At 52.3% G+C, this 17,424-nt stretch carries 12 protein-coding genes; 10 read left to right on the plus strand and 2 right to left on the minus strand.

The features are described 5' to 3' along the window. Window positions 1-67 precede the first annotated feature (67 nt). From earP to ACRRUX_RS02895, 6 genes are all read left to right on the plus strand, one after another. Entirely contained in the window at window positions 68-1,228 is a 1,161-nt protein-coding gene (gene earP / locus ACRRUX_RS02870) for an elongation factor P maturation arginine rhamnosyltransferase EarP (protein ID WP_432527315.1), read from the plus strand. A 49-nt stretch (window positions 1,229-1,277) separates the two neighbouring features. After that, entirely contained in the window at window positions 1,278-1,841 is a 564-nt protein-coding gene (gene efp, locus ACRRUX_RS02875) for an elongation factor P (RefSeq protein ID WP_432526997.1), read from the plus strand. A gap of 385 nt (window positions 1,842-2,226) precedes the next feature. Further along, on the plus strand, window positions 2,227-3,609 hold the full coding sequence (locus ACRRUX_RS02880; protein WP_432526999.1) for a hypothetical protein: 1,383 nt from the start codon (window positions 2,227-2,229) through the stop codon (window positions 3,607-3,609). Continuing rightward, a complete protein-coding gene (locus tag ACRRUX_RS02885) occupies window positions 3,602-4,930 on the plus strand; it encodes a glycosyltransferase family 2 protein (RefSeq protein ID WP_432527001.1) in 1,329 nt (442 codons plus the stop codon). Before ACRRUX_RS02880 ends, ACRRUX_RS02885 begins: the two co-directional genes overlap by 8 nt. Next, the gene (locus tag ACRRUX_RS02890) at window positions 4,930-6,018 is read left to right on the plus strand and encodes an HlyD family secretion protein (protein WP_432527003.1); all 1,089 of its coding nucleotides are present in this window, start codon (window positions 4,930-4,932) and stop codon (window positions 6,016-6,018) included. Before ACRRUX_RS02885 ends, ACRRUX_RS02890 begins: the two co-directional genes overlap by 1 nt. An 855-nt stretch (window positions 6,019-6,873) precedes the next feature. Beyond that, window positions 6,874-8,124 (plus strand): L-lactate MFS transporter, encoded by a 1,251-nt coding sequence (locus ACRRUX_RS02895; RefSeq protein WP_432527005.1) that lies wholly within the window; start codon window positions 6,874-6,876, stop codon window positions 8,122-8,124. A 371-nt stretch (window positions 8,125-8,495) separates the two neighbouring features. On the opposite strand, the gene ACRRUX_RS02900 is transcribed toward ACRRUX_RS02895, so the two are convergent. After that, window positions 8,496-9,878 (minus strand): Na+/H+ antiporter NhaC family protein, encoded by a 1,383-nt coding sequence (locus ACRRUX_RS02900; protein WP_432527007.1) that lies wholly within the window; start codon window positions 9,876-9,878, stop codon window positions 8,496-8,498. A 549-nt stretch (window positions 9,879-10,427) separates the two neighbouring features. On the opposite strand from ACRRUX_RS02900, the gene ACRRUX_RS02905 reads away from it, so the two are divergent. The 3 genes from ACRRUX_RS02905 to ACRRUX_RS02915 all read left to right on the plus strand — a co-directional run bounded on the left by ACRRUX_RS02905 (window position 10,428) and on the right by ACRRUX_RS02915 (window position 13,685). Then, a complete protein-coding gene (locus ACRRUX_RS02905) occupies window positions 10,428-11,642 on the plus strand; it encodes a pyridoxal phosphate-dependent aminotransferase (RefSeq protein WP_432527010.1) in 1,215 nt (404 codons plus the stop codon). A gap of 100 nt (window positions 11,643-11,742) precedes the next feature. Next, window positions 11,743-12,345 carry a 5'-deoxynucleotidase gene (gene yfbR, locus ACRRUX_RS02910; protein WP_432527012.1) on the plus strand — a complete coding sequence of 201 codons (603 nt, stop codon included), beginning with the start codon at window positions 11,743-11,745 and terminating at the stop codon, window positions 12,343-12,345. Between the two features lie 26 nt (window positions 12,346-12,371). Beyond that, window positions 12,372-13,685: an anti-phage deoxyguanosine triphosphatase gene (locus ACRRUX_RS02915; protein WP_432527317.1), complete on the plus strand. Its 1,314-nt coding sequence runs from the start codon at window positions 12,372-12,374 to the stop codon at window positions 13,683-13,685. Between the two features lie 66 nt (window positions 13,686-13,751). On the opposite strand, the gene ACRRUX_RS02920 is transcribed toward ACRRUX_RS02915, so the two are convergent. After that, on the minus strand, window positions 13,752-14,384 hold the full coding sequence (locus ACRRUX_RS02920; RefSeq protein ID WP_432527319.1) for a YchE family NAAT transporter: 633 nt from the start codon (window positions 14,382-14,384) through the stop codon (window positions 13,752-13,754). Window positions 14,385-14,776: 392 nt separating this feature from the next. Between ACRRUX_RS02920 and adhE the strand changes: the two genes are divergently transcribed. Then, a complete protein-coding gene (gene adhE, locus ACRRUX_RS02925; protein ID WP_432527014.1) occupies window positions 14,777-17,374 on the plus strand; it encodes a bifunctional acetaldehyde-CoA/alcohol dehydrogenase in 2,598 nt (865 codons plus the stop codon). The last annotated feature ends 50 nt before the right edge of the window (window positions 17,375-17,424 follow it).

Raw genomic sequence — 17,424 nt, forward strand, 5'->3', positions numbered from 1 at the left:
AAGGCGGCCATGCAGTCGCCTTTTTTATTGGCTGCAATGGCAGCGTTAACCAATTTGATTTGAGATGATGCAACAGCAATCGAGCCCTGCACATTGGGATATTTTCTGTGTCGTGGTGGATAACTATGGCGACATAGGAGTCACCTGGCGACTGGCCAAACAACTGGCGCATGAATATCAACTCACCATCAATCTGTGGGTGGATGATCTGCGCAGCTTCGGTCACATTCTGCCGCAGTTAACCCCTGAACTTGCCGAGCAAACCCATGAAGGCGTGCGTATTCTCAAGTGGAATGATCCGCTGGACATCGACTATATTCCCGGCAGCGTCCTGATTGAAGCCTTTGCCTGTGAGTTGCCTGCGCAGGTCAAGCAGGCCCTTACTGCAGCAGCCAGGCCGCCGGTATGGCTGAATCTGGAGTATTTAAGTGCCGAAGATTGGGTTGAAGGCTGCCATGGTCTGCCCTCTTTCCAGCCCGGCGGCATCAATAAATACTTCTACCTGCCAGGATTTACCGAAAAGACCGGTGGTCTTATCTGCGAGCAAGATCTGCTCGCAACGCGCGATGCCTGGCAGGCCAATCCACAAAACCGTGCCCGGCTGTTTGCTGATCTTGGCTTAACCGGCATTGAACCCGACCACAGAATCATCAGCGCATTCAGCTATGAAACCACTGCGTTAAGCGCCCTGTGTGAACTGTGGTCAAAGGCCGCGCAGCCTATGCATCTGCTGCTGCCCAAAGGCCGCAGCCTCAACAGCTTGACCCAATGGCTGCCGGAAAGTCCGGATAAACTCACGCCCGGCAGCCACATTCAGCTTGGCGCCCTGACGCTGCATATTCTGCCAATGACAGATCAACAGGGTTATGACCGGTTGCTGTGGAGCTGTGATTTCAATATTGTCCGGGGCGAAGATTCATTTGTTCGCGCCCAATGGGCAGCCAGACCCTTCATTTGGCATATTTATCAGCAGGAAGATGATTATCATCTGGTAAAATTAGAAGCTTTTATGCGACTTTACTGCGATAATCTGGCCCCTGAGGTCGCACTATGCTGGCAGCAATTGAATCTGGCATTCAATTGTCAGCAACAAATCGACGTGCAGCGACTGTGGCTACAAATTGACACAATGCGGTCAGAACTTGAGGCCCATGCCAAACATTGGCCAGTCGATGCACTCAAGACGGCAGATCTGGCCACAAGGCTAGTGCAATTCGTCAAAAAATAGTTAAGATACCGCCTTAAAGTAAAACGTCCAATATATAGGAAATTTGTGAATGAAAACTGCTCATGAAATCCGTCCAGGTAACGTGATCATGTTTAACGGCAGCCCATGGGTTGTTCAAAAGACTGAAACCACCCGTTCCGGCCGTAACGCAGCTATCGTAAAACTGAAGCTGAAGAACCTGCTGATTGAGTCCTCTACTGAAACCACCTTCAAAGGTGAAGACAAGATGGACGTCATCGTTCTGGAGCGTCTGGACTGCACTTACTCTTACTACGCAGATCCTATGTACGTGTTCATGGACGCTGAGTACAACCAGTACGACGTAGAAGCTGACAACATGGGCGACGCTGCCAAGTACATCGTTGACGGCATGGAAGAGCAGTGCCAGGTAACCTTCTACGAAGGTAAAGCAATCTCTGTTGAACTGCCTACCACTATCGTGCGTGAAGTTGGCTACACTGAGCCAGCTGCCCGTGGCGATACCTCTGGTAAAGTCATGAAGCCTGCCAAGATTGTTGGCAGCGATCTGGAAGTGATGGTTGCTGACTTCGTTAAAGAAGGCGACAAGATCGAGATCGACACCCGTACCGGTGAATTCAAGAAGCGCGTTTAATCGTCCGTTTCATGAATGAAAAAACCAGCGCTATGGCGCTGGTTTTTTATTTCTACGAATCAACAACAATGAAACCGGAAAAGCCCAACCAACACACATAGCAACACATAAAAATACACAACCATCAGCCAGTTCACACATTTGCACCGGCAATTAGATCTCAGGCAGTCAGTTGCTCTAAAATTCAGCGCAGATTGATGCCCGATGCTCATTTTGCATCATTATTCTGACCACTCCTGCTTTCCAACTTACTGATCTTACGCACGTATCACCGCGCATCCGCAAATAATGGACGCCTCGAAAAACGTTGCCGATCCCTGGACAAAGCACCGTCGGATATCAGCCACCAGCCACAGTATGTGTTTAAACATCGAGAATTCATCCCATGTCGGTACCACTCCAAGACGCTTCCCCGATGACCTTTAATCATCAGAATTTACAGATTGGCTGGTTCGGCGAGCCGGACATAAGCATTCAACATGGCGGCGACATTCAGATGCTCTGTACCGATGAGTATCAGGACATCCGCCATGACATTCTGGTGATCGGTGCGCACCCCCATGCTGATGAACTTCTCATGGCATTAAGACGCGAGCCTGCAACCGCGCTCAGCCTTATCTTTGTGACCTCCGCCAGTGCTATGTCTGCACATCTGGCCAATGGGTTGTGGCAGCAAGGCTGGTACCAAACGGCAGAGATGTTCCTGCAACGACAACAGCTGTGGCAGCTTGAACCCGGCGACAATCTCGAGTTGCGCCTGCTCTCCTATCTGTGGCTGCATCCGGGCAGCACGCTGGAGCCGTTGAAAACACCTGCAACGGCACAGCTATACGATTATCCGCTGCTGACGGCATGGGGCATCGAACAATCCGGACAAATCGGCTGGCTTAATGCCCTGACCCAAAAGGGATGGCTGGAAAGTCAGCAGCTGGTTAACCGGGTGCGTTATTCCCCCTGTTGCCATTCCAGTCGATTGAACTATCTCGACAGCTGCCCTGCCTGCCAGGACATTAACATTCAGCTGCAAACCAGCCTGCACTGTTTTAATTGTGGCCATATCGCGTCAGAGCAGAGTTTCCGGAAACAAACCGGCCTGAGCTGCCCCAATTGCTATCAGACGCTCAGACACATAGGTGTCGACTACGACAGACCCATCGAAAATCAGCAGTGTCTGCATTGCAAAACGCTGTTTGTCGACGCTGCCGTCTCCGCTCAGTGCCTGGAGTGCAATACATCCCATGAACTGCAGGACCTGATTGTCAGCAATGTCTGCCGCTACGGTTTGACACTGGCAGGCCAGTTGCTGGCCCGTCAGGGGGTGGTCGCCAATCTGTTTACTGATTACGGTGGCAATCAAATGAGCCTGTCGCAATTTTGCTGGCTGGCCAACTGGCAGAATCAGCTGGCCAAACGGCATCAACATTGCCACAGCATACTGGCGGTCAAACTGGCCAATGATGAGCAGCTCTGCGGCGGCGCAATGCAGCTTAAAGAGCTGGAAATCCTGCAGCAGCGCATCTGCGCCATCGTCCGGACCACCGATGCCTGCACGCAATACACTGAGGCAGGCATGCTGTTTCTGTTGCCCTTTACCCAAGCGCACAGTGTCCGGACGCTGGTAAACAAGTTTATCGAGCTTAAGCAATCTTTCAGCGTGCCGCTGTATTTTGATTTCCGCAGCGTGTCACTGCCCGCTGATACAGGTTTGAATTTCCAATCCTGGCTGCTCGATTCACTCGCCAGTGCGAAGCCACTTGGCCATGAGTGAACTGACAACTCTGACCTATATCCTGCTGGATATATGGCATCTGCTGCGAAGTGAACTGACTGCACTGGTGTGGGTGTTTCCACTGGTACTGGCGTATGAGTTACCACTGATGCTGTTGGTCATCACCGGCATATTGAAGTTCTATCATGCCAGCTTTATCGCCCGGCCAGCGAGCAGCCTGTACCTTCCCAAAGTATCAGTGGTCATTACCTGCTATGCCGAAGGCGAAGCGGTACGTGAGACGATTGCTTCTTTTGTGGAGCAGGTGTACGACGGTCAGGTAGAGATCATCGCCGTGGTCGATGGCGCGGTACAGAATCATCATACTTATGACGTGGCTCGCAAGGCCGCAGCAGCGCTTGCCCGGCCGGGAAGGGTCATTACCGTACTGCCCAAATGGCAACGGGGTGGACGGGTATCAACTCTCAATGCAGGGCTGCACGCGGCGACCGGAGAAATCCTGATCAACGCCGATGCCGACACCTCGTTTGACTGCGATACCCTCGTCAACATAGTGCCCTTCTTTGAAGATCCGAATGTCCCCGCAGTCGGCGGCTGTCTGCGGGTACGTAATGTCAGCCAGACTCTGCTGACCCGAATGCAGGCCATTGAGTATCTGGTGTCAATTCAGGGCGGTAAAACCGGTCTGGGGCAATGGAACCTGCTGAACAATGTCTCTGGTGCCTTTGGCGCATTTCGACGCGAAGTGTTGCTGCAAATCGGCGGCTGGGACACTCATACTGCCGAAGATCTGGATTTAACTGTGCGGCTGAAACAATACTTCGCCCGTTATCCCAGCTGGCGAATTCCTTTTGCCTCGCTGGCAATTGGCCATACCGATGCACCGGCATCCATCAGGAACCTGGCGATGCAGCGCCTTCGATGGGACGGTGATTTGCTGTTTCTGTATATCCGCAAGCACTGGCCTGCTTTCAGTCCCGGGATCCTGGGCACGAAAACCTTTGTATTCACTCTGCTCTACGGTGTTCTGCAAAATGTGCTGATGCCGGCTGTCATAGTGATCTATATGGTCTGGCTGTGTATTGCTTACCCCTGGCAATTTACCCTACCGCTGTTTCTTACCATGTACCTACTGTATATGGTACTGCTGCTGTTTATGTATGTCCTGGTATTGCTGGCCGTATCTGAGCGCCCGGCGACAGATCTGAAACTAATGGTATGGCTGCCGCTGTATCCCATTTACGCATTTTTTATGCGATCAGTGACCCTGTTTGCGCTGATCAATGAAACTGTCCGACGCTCCCATGAAGAAAGCTCAATGGCGCCCTGGTGGGTGTTGAAACGAGGAAGAAAATACTGATGAAAGTTGTCTATCAGTCTACCCCTAAATCTACCCGCCCCACAGTTGATGAGGGCCAGACCTTGCCCTATGCCAAGGCCAAACGCAGTGGCTACAGACTGCGATGGTACTTGTTACTGACGTTGGTCACAGCCCCGCTGCTGCTGGTTTTCTGGGTGCTATCCAAGCCGCTGTGGTTTATTTCCGCCCCCGGGATCATTACCACTGAACCATTACCGGTGCGCGCTCCCAAAGCCGGTCAGCTGTCGGCAATCAGGGTAAAAGAAGGCGACAGAGTCGCCGAGGGGCAATTGCTGGCGGTTATCGGACAACCGGAAACTCAGGCGATGATCGATGATATAGCGAAGCGCCGGGAAGCCCTCGACAAGGTTTCTAACCAGGAAGAGCAGGCCATACTCAGGCAATTGCAAAACAAGGTCAAAGTTGCTCAGGCAGGCCTTGATAAGCAGCAAAAGCTGCTCAGGGATATGAATCAATTCATGGAACAACGCCTTATACCTGTGTCTGATACGCTGGCGACAGTCAGATACTATTCAGAAGCAGAGCTGGACCTTCAACAGGCCAAAGTCGAACTGCTCAATGAACTGCAACAGCAAAAAATTGCCCAGCAGACAGGTCCGGTTGCCCGGCTGAAGGCGGACTATGAGATGCAGTTGACCAGACTGTATGCTCAGCAGTCACAGCTGAGTCTGAAATCCCCGCTTGCCAGCCAGGTAACTCAGGTGGAGGTGCAGCAGGGAGAGTACATCCCCGCCGACACCACCCTCATGTGGCTCAAGGGCCGGCAAACGGCCGTGATCATTGCCTATCTGGCCCCAAAGTACATGGACTATGTTCAGATAGGCCAGCAGGCCAGCGTAATTATGCCCAATGGTCAACGGATAAAAGCCCACATTGAAGAGCCTTCCGAGCTGGTCAGTAAACTGCCCAAACAGCTGTCCGGTCCATTTGATGGCGAGCAGGCGGTGATGAAAGTCGTGCTCACGCCAAGTGAAGCTTTACCCAATAATATCGAAGGGTTGCCAGTGAATGTCAGTTTCGAATATCTCTGGCTTGCTGACCTTAAGCGCACGTTGGCGCAGATCTGACTATCGGCAACTTCTGCATTGCCGGTCACGGGCAATGGCCTTAAACACATCAGTCAAACCCTGAACATCAATAAGTTAACTGGCAGCCGCCAAAGGCGACCTATCCGATAAGCCCGGCCGGCAATTCAGGGGGCAGTCACCGGCCACTTGTCGTCCGGCAATTGGTTTATTCATCAAGCCATCCATTCATCACACCGCAGGCAACGACTATCCGATGCCTGCCACACAAAGATTCGTTGCCAAGCTGGCCTGCTTTCGAATCCAATGTTCTGAATTCCGATGCGCCCTTTAAGCATCGCTGTGCAGCTATGCAGCACAGCGAAGCGCCTAACCGTCGCTGTTTACATCACTGCCTGACGGCATACACCAGGAAATGTGAAGCCTGTCGGGTATCAGCATTCACCACAGCGTGAGCGGTAACAAAGAAAATATTCATCACCGGTTTATTCCGGCCCACTATCGAGTCGCCTCCACTGACGGCGACAATATACCTGTATGTGGTTTGGACCTATTGCGACAGATGTATCAATACGATGATTATCCACACCCCATATTAATTTACACAAATCACGACAGCAGCACACACAAGGCGATCAACACCCCACGCCAACAAACATTACAAACACTGAATTAGCATTAAATTTTTAAATAAAATCCCTTCCAATACAGTGTGATATAAATCAATCTTAGTCATTTGGCCAAAGTTGAAACAATCACACTTCTGTCATCCACGATCTTGCTGTTAGAATCCCCCGCCTTCATAAGCAAAGCCTTAATAAAAAACTATGTAACCAAGTTGTTCCGGCTGTTTGTATGGTGCTGCCGGAGTTGAGGCAATTATATTAAAGAGGCGAAATGAAAACGCTCAATCGTGCCAAACAGATCCTGATTGCGGGTTTCTGTATTAATTTGTGTATCGGTATTCTGTTTACCTGGAGTGTATTTAAAAAAGCACTGGTCATGGATTTGGGATGGAGTAATGCCGAGGCTTCCATGCCCTACACCATTGCTATCGTCACCTTTTCGGTTTCGCTGTTGCTGGCCGGGATCATTCAGGACAGATTCGGCCCCCGCAACGTGTTGATCGCCGGCACCCTATTGTCCGGTATTGGCTTGATCGCTTCTGGCTTTGGCACCACACCGGACATGCTCACTGTCAGCTTTGGTCTGATCGCCGGTGGCGGTATTGGCTTCGCTTATGCCTGTCTGGCGCCGGCCGCCATGAAGTGGTTCGCCCCTTCACGCCGTGGGCTGGTCAACGGGCTGATTGCCGCAGGTTTCGGTCTGGCGGGTGTCTACCTTGCCCCGCTAATCACCACTTTGATCGAAGGCTGGGGAATTGATAAAGCCTTTATTTTTCTGGGCGCCGCCCTGTTGCTGATCGCTGTGCCACTGGCCTGTACCATCACCAATCCACCAGCGGATTATCGCCCTGCCGACAGCGCCGCCCCATCAGACCAAAAGGCGCCGGTGCGCGAGGAAATCAACTGGCGTGGCATGATGAAAACACCACAGTTTTATGGCCTGTGGTTTATGTATCTGTGCGCCTCATCCACCGGCTTAATGATCATCGGCAATATCACCTCCATTGCCGCCGTTCAGACCGACATGGAAGGTGCCGCTCATCTGGTGGTCATTCTGGCGCTGTTCAATACCTTCGGCCGGGTGGCTGCAGGCTGGTTGAACGACAGAATTGGTGGCCTGCCTACACTGGGGATCTCCTTTGTACTGCAGATAGTCAACATGCTGATGTTCCCTTACTACGGGGGTGAAATGGGAATGATGTTGGGTGCAGCCCTTGCGGGCGTCAGCTACGGCACGCTACCAGCGGTATTCCCGTCGTTGACCGCTAATTTCTATGGTCTGAAAAACTATGGCACCAACTATGGTGTGGTTTATACCTCCTGGGGCGTGAGCGGCTTTATCGGCCCAATTATTGCGGCATTTGCGGTGGATTCAACCGGAACCTATGAACTGGCCTATGTAGCATCAGTGGGGATTATGGCTGTTGCGCTGGCAGTGTGTTTAATGATGGCCAAAGCAGCCTTCAAGAAGCCAACCAGTGACAATAGCGACATCAATATCGACGCGGTTCAGGCGAAATAGCCAAGGCAAAAGCCGTGAGCCCCGCCTCTAATGAGGTTGCTTACTGAGCCGGATATTAATACCAATTTCATCTAATAGTTGAGCTGTTTCGGCGGGAGTTCAAAACATCTTGAATCAGAATGCCTGCCACGCTCTGAATTGTTCACATCGCTCCGCAATGGAGCTAAAAATAGACTCATGCGCGCCATGGATGGCATCTATATCATCTCTTTTCATCGCTTCCGAACACTTGCCATTGACCGCTGTATAAGCAGACGTTTCAGGCCGGCGCATCTGATCGCCGCACCGCTGCAAATCCGGAAGAGTCGTGACAGGTTTTATACAGGCATAAAAAAACCGCCCGAAGGCGGCTTTTCAGTGCAAGGCTTAACTCAGGCCAGTGCGATGAAGCCAAAGAACGCGACCACCGCAGCAATCAGCGCATAAGGCAGCTGAGTGACACCATGACTCACCAGATTACAACCCGAGCCCTGGGCCGCCAGAACAGTTGAATCTGAGTAGAAACACGCCTGCGAACCGAATGATGATGCTGACAGCAAAGCTCCGATAACCAGTGGAATATCCGCTTCCACCGCATTCGCCAGTGGCATCACAATAGGAATCGACACAGCGAAGATCCCCCAGCTTGAGCCGGTCGCGAATGCCAGTGCCGCCATGGCAACGAAAATCACAGCGGGCAGCATCTGTGGCGTCATATACGGACTTAAGCTGTTAATCACATACTGAGGCAACTGCAGCATGTCGCACACATCTTTGAAGATAAACGCGGCAGTCACGGTACCAATGGCTGGCAGCATGCTTTTGAAACCATCAATCATCTGATCCATCATTTCGGACAATGGCATCAGACGCTGCACCGCGTAATAAGGCAGAGTGATCCCCAGAGTCGCCAGCAGACCAAGCCAGACATCGATATCAAAGTAGATGGTAAAACCGACCAGCAGCAGAATCGGCACAAAGAAGTTATGCAGCTTGCCATGGGTATCGGCGTTGGCAAACTCCTCTTCGATAGCCTTCAGGGCATACTCATCAGAAGTATGAACCTGCTCCATATCAACCTGTTCCAATGCCGGTGCACCGCTGGAAGCATTCATCTGGGCTTTTTTCATCGGCCCGATAGCAGGGACGACACCCAGGATCACCAGCACCACCATCGCCACGGCGAGCCAGGCATACAGCATATAAGGAATGGCCTGCATATACACGGCTATCCCCTGACCTTCCGCAGCAACACCGTTGTCCACAAGCAGACCGCCGAAGAATACCGCCCAGGTAGACAAAGGCACCAGCACACAGATAGGCGCGGCGGTCGAGTCCACCACATAAGCCAGCATCTCTCTGGAGACTTTGAATTTATCGGTGACCCGCTTCATGGTTGACCCCACGGTCAGAGCGTTAAGGTAATCATCGATAAAGATAATCACCCCCAGAATGAAGGTCATGAACAGGGATGAACGGGGGCCTTTGGCAAATTTCAGGGCAAACCGGCCAAATGCCATGGCACCACCGGTTCGCACCAGCAACGCAATCAGGGCACCGAAACTGCCACAAACAAGGATCAACCAACCAATGGTTTCATCGCCCATGACTTTCAGGGAGATTTCACCAAAGTTACTCAGTACAGCTTTGGGATCGACCAGAAGCAGGCCGACAAGGGTACCTACGACAAGGGCAAGGATGGGACGACGCAGCCAAATGGCCAGGGCTAACACCACAGCGGGTGGAATAAGACTTAACGCTGTCGGCTCTGACATGCACTTAGGTCCTCTGAGTAATATCGCCTTTACAGGCTATTTTTGAAGAAAGTGCCAGCGAATAAACAGGAGGTTCTGAAGGCACCTTTACTGCTTTATGGGGCATGCCTCCAGACGGACAAAAGCCGCTTTTGTTTTTGCCTTGGTCAAAACATCGCGCAGAAAATAAATCGCAATGCATAATGAGTCAACTTTAATTTGTTAAAATGCAAAGGTTTTTTCGATAACCGCACGCTAATACAAATGTATGATGTTGAAATTTAATCAATTTGACAAAATCCAACTGGCCAGACAAGTAACTCATTCGCAAGCCAATTGTTAATATCTACCCACAAAAAGCTGATATACAACGGCCCCCGAACCGGATAAATCAAAGCAAAACAGCAGATTCATCTAATCAATGGTGTGGTTAACCTCTCATACAGAAGATTTCTCCACAAAACCTGGCTGTGTTTTTGGAATATTTTATCTTTTTGCTCTTTTAGAACCCCTGATTTTCCGATATCTTGCGAATAGTTTACTCTGCATTTGCGTATTTCTGAGGTAATAATGCGCCCGGTCATAAAATCAAATAAATTGGACACAGTTTGCTACGACATTCGCGGTCCAGTGCATAAAGAAGCACGTCGTCTGGAAGACGAAGGCCACAGGATCCTCAAACTGAACATCGGCAACCCTGCCCCATTCGGTTTCGAAGCCCCAGAGGAAATCGTCCGGGATGTGATTTTGAACCTGCCAAGTGCCCAGGGATACTGCGAATCAAAAGGCCTGTTTTCGGCGCGCAAAGCCATTGTGCAACATTACCAGTCCCAGGGCATTCTGGGGGTGGATATCGATGATATTTACATCGGCAACGGTGTGTCGGAACTGATTGTGATGGCGCTGCAGGGGCTGCTCAACAGCGATGATGAAGTGCTTATCCCGTCACCGGACTACCCGCTGTGGACCGCGGCAGCTCATCTGGCCGGCGGTAAGGCAGTGCATTATCGCTGTGACGAGGAATCTGACTGGTTCCCGGATCTGGACGATATCCGCAGTAAAATCACTCCCCGCACCCGCGCGCTGGTGATGATCAACCCCAATAACCCGACCGGTGCCGTGTACAGCCGTGAGCTGATCCTGGAGCTGATTGAGATCTGCCGTCAGCACCACCTCATCCTGTTTGCCGATGAGATCTATGACAAGATCCTGTACGACGATGCCAAACACATTCCGGCCGCCAGTCTGTCAGACGACATTCTCACCGTCACCTTCAACGGCTTATCCAAAGCCTATCGCGCCGCCGGTTTCCGGGTCGGCTGGATGATGCTGACCGGTAATCTGAAAGGCGCCCGCAGCTACATTGAAGGTCTGGATATGCTGGCGTCCATGCGTCTGTGTGCCAACGTACCCAACCAGCACGCCATTCAGACGGCGCTGGGCGGCTACCAGAGTATTAATGAGCTGATCCTGCCGACCGGTCGTCTGGCTCAGCAACGGGATACCTGTTATGAACTGCTCAACAGCATTCCCGGTGTCAGCTGTAAAAAGCCCAAGGGCGCGCTGTACGCGTTCCCCAAACTGGATGCCAAGAAATTCAACCTCAGGGATGACGAGCGCCTGGTGCTGGATTTGCTGAACCAGAAAAAAATCCTGCTGGTGCAGGGCACGGCATTTAACTGGCCGGAGCCGGATCACCTGCGGGTCGTGTTCCTGCCCTGGAAGGAAGATCTGCAAAAAGCACTGACTGAGTTCGGCCACTTCCTGGAAACTTACAGCCAGTAATTTCAGCAGCTTAATTTGTGAAAGCCACCTCAGGGTGGCTTTTTTGTTGGTCATTTTACGGTTACTCTTTAAACATCGACCGCAGTAACGGGAAGTTCCCATGAAAAGCAGTTTTCTCGCCTGGATCCTTCGTATGCCCCTCATCAAGCGCTGGGCATTAATGCATTGTGTGAAAAAAGAAAATATCGCTGAACATTCGCATCAGGTGGCCGTGATCGCCCATATGCTGGCGGTGATCCGCAACACCTATTTCAACGGCCAGCTCATTCCCGAGCGGGCCGCTACCATCGCCCTGTATCACGAATGTTCGGAAACCAAGCTGCAGGACATCAATCATGTGACCAAATACCATAATCCTGAGCTGACCCGTGAGTTTAAAAAACTGGAAGAGCTGGCGGAGATTGACTGTGTCAACACCCTGCCGGTAGAGCTCAGAGACAGTTTCAGATCCCTGATAGTGCAAAGTGAAGTGGACAGGGAATATAAGCAACTGGTCAAAGCCGCCGATTTGATCTCGGCGTATCTCAAGGCTCAGGATGAACTCAGGTTCAACAATGACGAGTTCACCCACGTCAAAATCCGCCTCGGTCAGATGTTGGAAGCTTATCGCCAGCAGATGCCGGAAGTCCGCTATTTTCTGGAGACTTTCAATGACCTGTGTTTTGTCTCCGTAGACAGACTATCGGCCGAAGACAACCATTGACCTGTGCAGGGAGCGACTTGGTGAAAATCGACATACAGTGGCAGGACAGACGCCTGACAGAGGATAAGCACAGGCGCCATGATCAGCGCAGCCCTTACCAGCGGGATCGCGCCAGAATTCTGCACAGCGCGGCATTCCGGCGACTGCAGGCAAAAACTCAGGTGTTGGGTGTTGGCATGAATGATTTCTATCGTACCCGCCTCACCCATTCGCTGGAAGTCGCGCAAATCGGTACCGGCATCTGTGCCCAGCTCAAGCGCAAACATCCCCATCACAGCCCATTGCTCAACTCCTCCAGCCTGATCGAATCCCTGTGTCTTGCCCACGATATCGGCCATCCCCCTTTCGGGCATGGCGGTGAAGTTGCGCTGAATTACATGATGCGCGACCACGGCGGCTTTGAAGGTAATGGGCAGACCTTCAGGATTCTGACGCGGCTTGAGCCCTACACCCAAGAGTACGGCATGAATCTCAGTCGCCGTACTTTGCTTGGTATTCTGAAATATCCTGTACTGGCGCCGGTGCTGCAACCGGCGCGGCCACACACCGGGCCGGTGGCCAACCATCAGGTTCGCCCTCAGGATTGGCCGCCGGTAAAAGCTATCTATCCGGACGACAGTGAGATCCTTGATTGGGTGCTGGCCCCCTTATCCAGTGAAGATCGACAGCGCTTTTGCGCCGTGCTCCCCGCCGACGGGCGTCGGCCGGGCAAAGCGCTGCATAAATCGCTGGATGCGACCATCATGGAGCTTGCCGATGATATCGCCTACGCGGTGCATGATCTGGAAGATGCCATAGTGATGGGTATTGTCACCCGCGAGCTCTGGCATCAGGACATCTCCCCGACCTTAAAAAGCAGTCAGGATGAGTGGATCCGCCGGGAGCTTGCCGATATTGACGTGCGCCTGTTTAACCCCAAACACCATATCCGCAAGGATGCTATCGGCACACTGGTCAATGCCTTTGTGACCGCCATTGAAATTCGTTACTCTGCCGGGTTTGATGAACCGTTATTGGCGCATCAGGCGGGACTTGATGCAGAGTTTGCCGCAGTGCTGGATGTGCTCAAACAATTTGTCCTGCAGCATGTGGTACGCAAGCCAGACGTGCAGATGCTGGAGTACCGGGGTCAGCAAATGTTGATGACATTGTTCGAAGCATTCACCTCAGATCCGCTGCGCCTGCTACCACTCAATACCCAGCAAAGGTATCTCAACGCCCGTGAAGAAGGCGGTAATTGTCACAGGGTGATTGCTGATTATCTGGCTGGGATGACAGATGATTTTGCCAGCCGTACTTATCGACTGCTGTTCAGCGCCGGCGGCAATGAGTGGAATTGAACTTCTGCATCAAAAAACGCGCCTTAATGGCGCGTTTTGCAATGCTCAGGCAACGGCTGAAGCTATTTAGCCAAGCAGGCTTGGGAACATGCCCTTGAAACCTGCAGCAATGACCTCAATGCCTATGGACAACATGATAAGCCCCATCAGACGGGTAATCACGTTAATACCTGTTTTGCCGAGAATTTTATAGATCACCCCGGCCATTCTGAACAGCAAAAAGCTGAGCATACCAAACACCAGCACTGCCGCTGACATGCCCAGCAGATTAATCCAGGTATTGTTTTCCGCTGCAAACACAATCACCGAGGAGATGGCGCCCGGACCTGCCATCAATGGCAAGGCCAGCGGCACGACCGCCACCGACTCCATGGCAGAAGACTCGCGGTCTTCTTCTTTGTTGCGCTTCACTTCACCCAGCTTACCCTGCAGCATCGACATGGCGATAATAGCAATAAGACTGCCACCGGCAATCCGGAACGCTGACAAACTGATGCTGAACATGTTGAGGATAAATTGGCCGGCAAAAATGGTCACCAGCAAAATAATCACTACCGCAACATTGGCAACCTTGGCGGTATGATTACGATCCAGCTCTGTTTGGTGACTGGTCAGACTGACAAACACAGGCAACAGGCCGACCGGGTTGATAATGGCAACCAGGCCCAGAAAAAACTTAACGTACAGGGTAAAGTCCAACACTGATTTCCTTGAAAAAGCGGCAAGCGGGGTAACGACGCTACTCTAACCTATATCAGGGCGCCTTCTGTAGCGAGATTTTTTAATCTCAATCACAAGTTTAATCAATAGTTCGAAGCACATGCCTTTTCGTCAAAGGTAATAACTGCATACTGGAACTCTATTCTGCAGGGATTGCAAACCGACAGCAATGAAGTGGAGCCCCGTCCCTTTCAGTTTCAATGGGCGTTTTTTATGCCATTGGCCGACGATCCGACTACGGACCACGAATCAGGTAGCACTTCCGTGTGCCACTTCACAGATCCCGGCCGCGAGCCTGTGTAGTGTCAAAACACAGGGCATGAGAGGATTGAGCAAACAGGCCGTTTGCTGAATCTTTTCAGGAGAGTGTTATGCAAGTCACTTCAACTCAAGAACTGGATCTGCTGCTGGATAAAGTGGCCCGGGCACAAGCCGAGTTTGCCAACTTTACTCAGGAACAAACCGACCGCATTTTCCGCGCCGCCGCGTTTGCCGCGGCCAGCGCCAGAATCGAACTGGCCAAAATGGCCTGTGAAGAAACCGGTATGGGGCTGGTGGAAGACAAGGTCATCAAGAATCACTTCGCGTCTGAATATATCTACAACAAATACAAAGATGAGCTGACCTGCGGCATCATAGACGAAGACAATACCTTCGGCACCATGACCATCGCCGAGCCGGTTGGCATCATCTGTGGCATAGTGCCCACCACCAATCCCACCTCCACCGCCATCTTCAAGGCGCTGATCAGCCTCAAAACCCGCAACGGTATTGTATTTTCGCCTCATCCCAGAGCCAAACACGCCACCGCCTATGCCGCCAGACTGGTACTGGACGCCGCAGTCAAAGCCGGCGCCCCCAAAGATATCATCGGCTGGATTGATGCCCCCTCAGTTGAGCTGTCCAACCACCTGATGACCCACGATAAAATCAATCTTATCCTGGCCACCGGCGGTCCCGGCATGGTCAAAGCCGCCTACTCTTCAGGAAAACCGGCCATCGGTGTCGGCGCCGGTAATACCCCGGTGATTATCGATGATACCGCCGATATCAAACGGGCGGTGGCCTCTATCCTGATGTCCAAAACCTTTGACAATGGTGTGGTATGCGCCTCCGAGCAGGCGGTGATTGTTCTGGATAGCATCTATGAGCCGGTGCGTCAGCGCTTTGCCAGCCACGGCGGCTATCTGCTGGATGACGCCCAGACCCAGGCAGTGCGTCAGGTGATCCTCAAAAACGGCCATCTGAATGCCGATATCGTCGGTCAGAGCGCGGTGAGCATCGCCAAAATGGCGGGGATCAGCGTACCGGATAGCACCAAGGTGCTGATTGGCGAAGTCACTGATATCAGCCTGGATGAAGCCTTTGCCCAGGAAAAACTCTCGCCGCTGCTGGGTATGTATCGTGCCAGAGACTTTGATGATGCGCTGGATAAAGCCGAAGCGCTGGTCGCCCTTGGCGGGATTGGTCACACCTCAGGTCTGTACACGGATCAGGACTCACAACTGGAGCGGATCAGGTGCTTTGGCCAGCGTATGAAAACCGCCCGCATCCTTATCAATACCCCGGCCTCACAGGGCGGTATCGGCGATCTGTATAACTTTAAACTGGCACCGTCACTGACACTGGGCTGTGGCTCCTGGGGCGGCAACTCGATTTCGGAAAACGTCGGACCAAGTCATCTGATCAACAAGAAAACCGTCGCCAAGAGGGCCGAAAATATGCTGTGGCACAAGCTTCCCAAGTCCATCTATTTCCGTCGCGGCAGCTTGCCGGTTGCGCTGGAGGAGCTGAAGGGAAAACGCCGCGCGCTGATCATCACCGATGCCTGGCTGTATAACTCAGGCTATTGCAGCGAGACCCTGGCCATTCTCAAGTCGCTGGGTATAGACACAGATGTGTTTTATGGCGTCAAGGCAGACCCGACGCTGGGTGTGGTACGTGAAGGTGTGCAAATGGCCGACCGCTTCCAGCCTGATCTGATTATCGCACTGGGTGGTGGCAGTCCGATGGATGCCGCCAAGATCATCTGGCTGATGTACGAACACAAAGATGTGGATTTTGCCGATCTGTCGCTGCGTTTTATGGATATTCGCAAGCGTATCTACACCTTCCCGAAACTCGGGGTGAAGGCCGAACTGGTGGCCATCCCCACCACCTCAGGCACAGGCTCGGAAGTCACGCCCTTTGCCGTGGTCACCGATGAGACCACAGGTCAGAAATACCCGATTGCTGATTATGAGCTCACCCCCAATATGGCGATTATTGATGCCAATCTGGTGATGGATTTGCCGCCTTCACTCACCGCCTTTGGCGGCATAGACGCCATTACCCACGCGCTGGAAGCTTATGTCAGCGTAATGGCCAATGAATACAGTGACGGGCAGGCACTGCAGGCGCTCAAATTGCTGTTTACCTATCTGCCGGATGCCTATGAGCTGGGTGCCAAAGCGCCACCGGCCCGGGAGAAAGTTCATAACGGTGCCACCATTGCCGGGATCGCCTTTGCCAATGCGTTTTTGGGGGTGTGTCACTCCATGGCACACAAACTGGGCGCCGAGTTCCACCTGCCCCATGGCTTGGCCAACGCGCTGCTTATCAGCAATGTCATCCGCTTCAACGCCACTGACAGCCCAACCAAACAGGCGGCATTCAGTCAGTACGACAGGCCCAAGGCCAAATGCCGTTACGCTGAGATCGCTGACTATCTGCGTCTGCCTGGTGACACAGATGATGACAAGATCGACGCGCTGATCCTGGCCATCGATGCACTCAAGGCCCGTTTGAATATCCCCGCGTCTATTCAGGCTGCCGGTGTGGATGAAGCCAGATTCCTGGAAAAACTGGATGAACTGGCAGAAGAAGCCTTTGATGATCAGTGTACCGGCGCCAACCCAAGGTACCCCTTGATTAGCGAGCTCAAAGCCATACTGCTGGCCAGCTTCTACGGCGAGGCTTATCGCGATTAGCGTTACATTGATTTTTACGTAAAAAGACAAGGGCCGATTGGCCCTTTTCT

It is taken from the genome of Shewanella sp. GXUN23E, assembly GCF_050865035.1.
Taxonomy (GTDB): Bacteria; Pseudomonadota; Gammaproteobacteria; order Enterobacterales; family Shewanellaceae; genus Shewanella.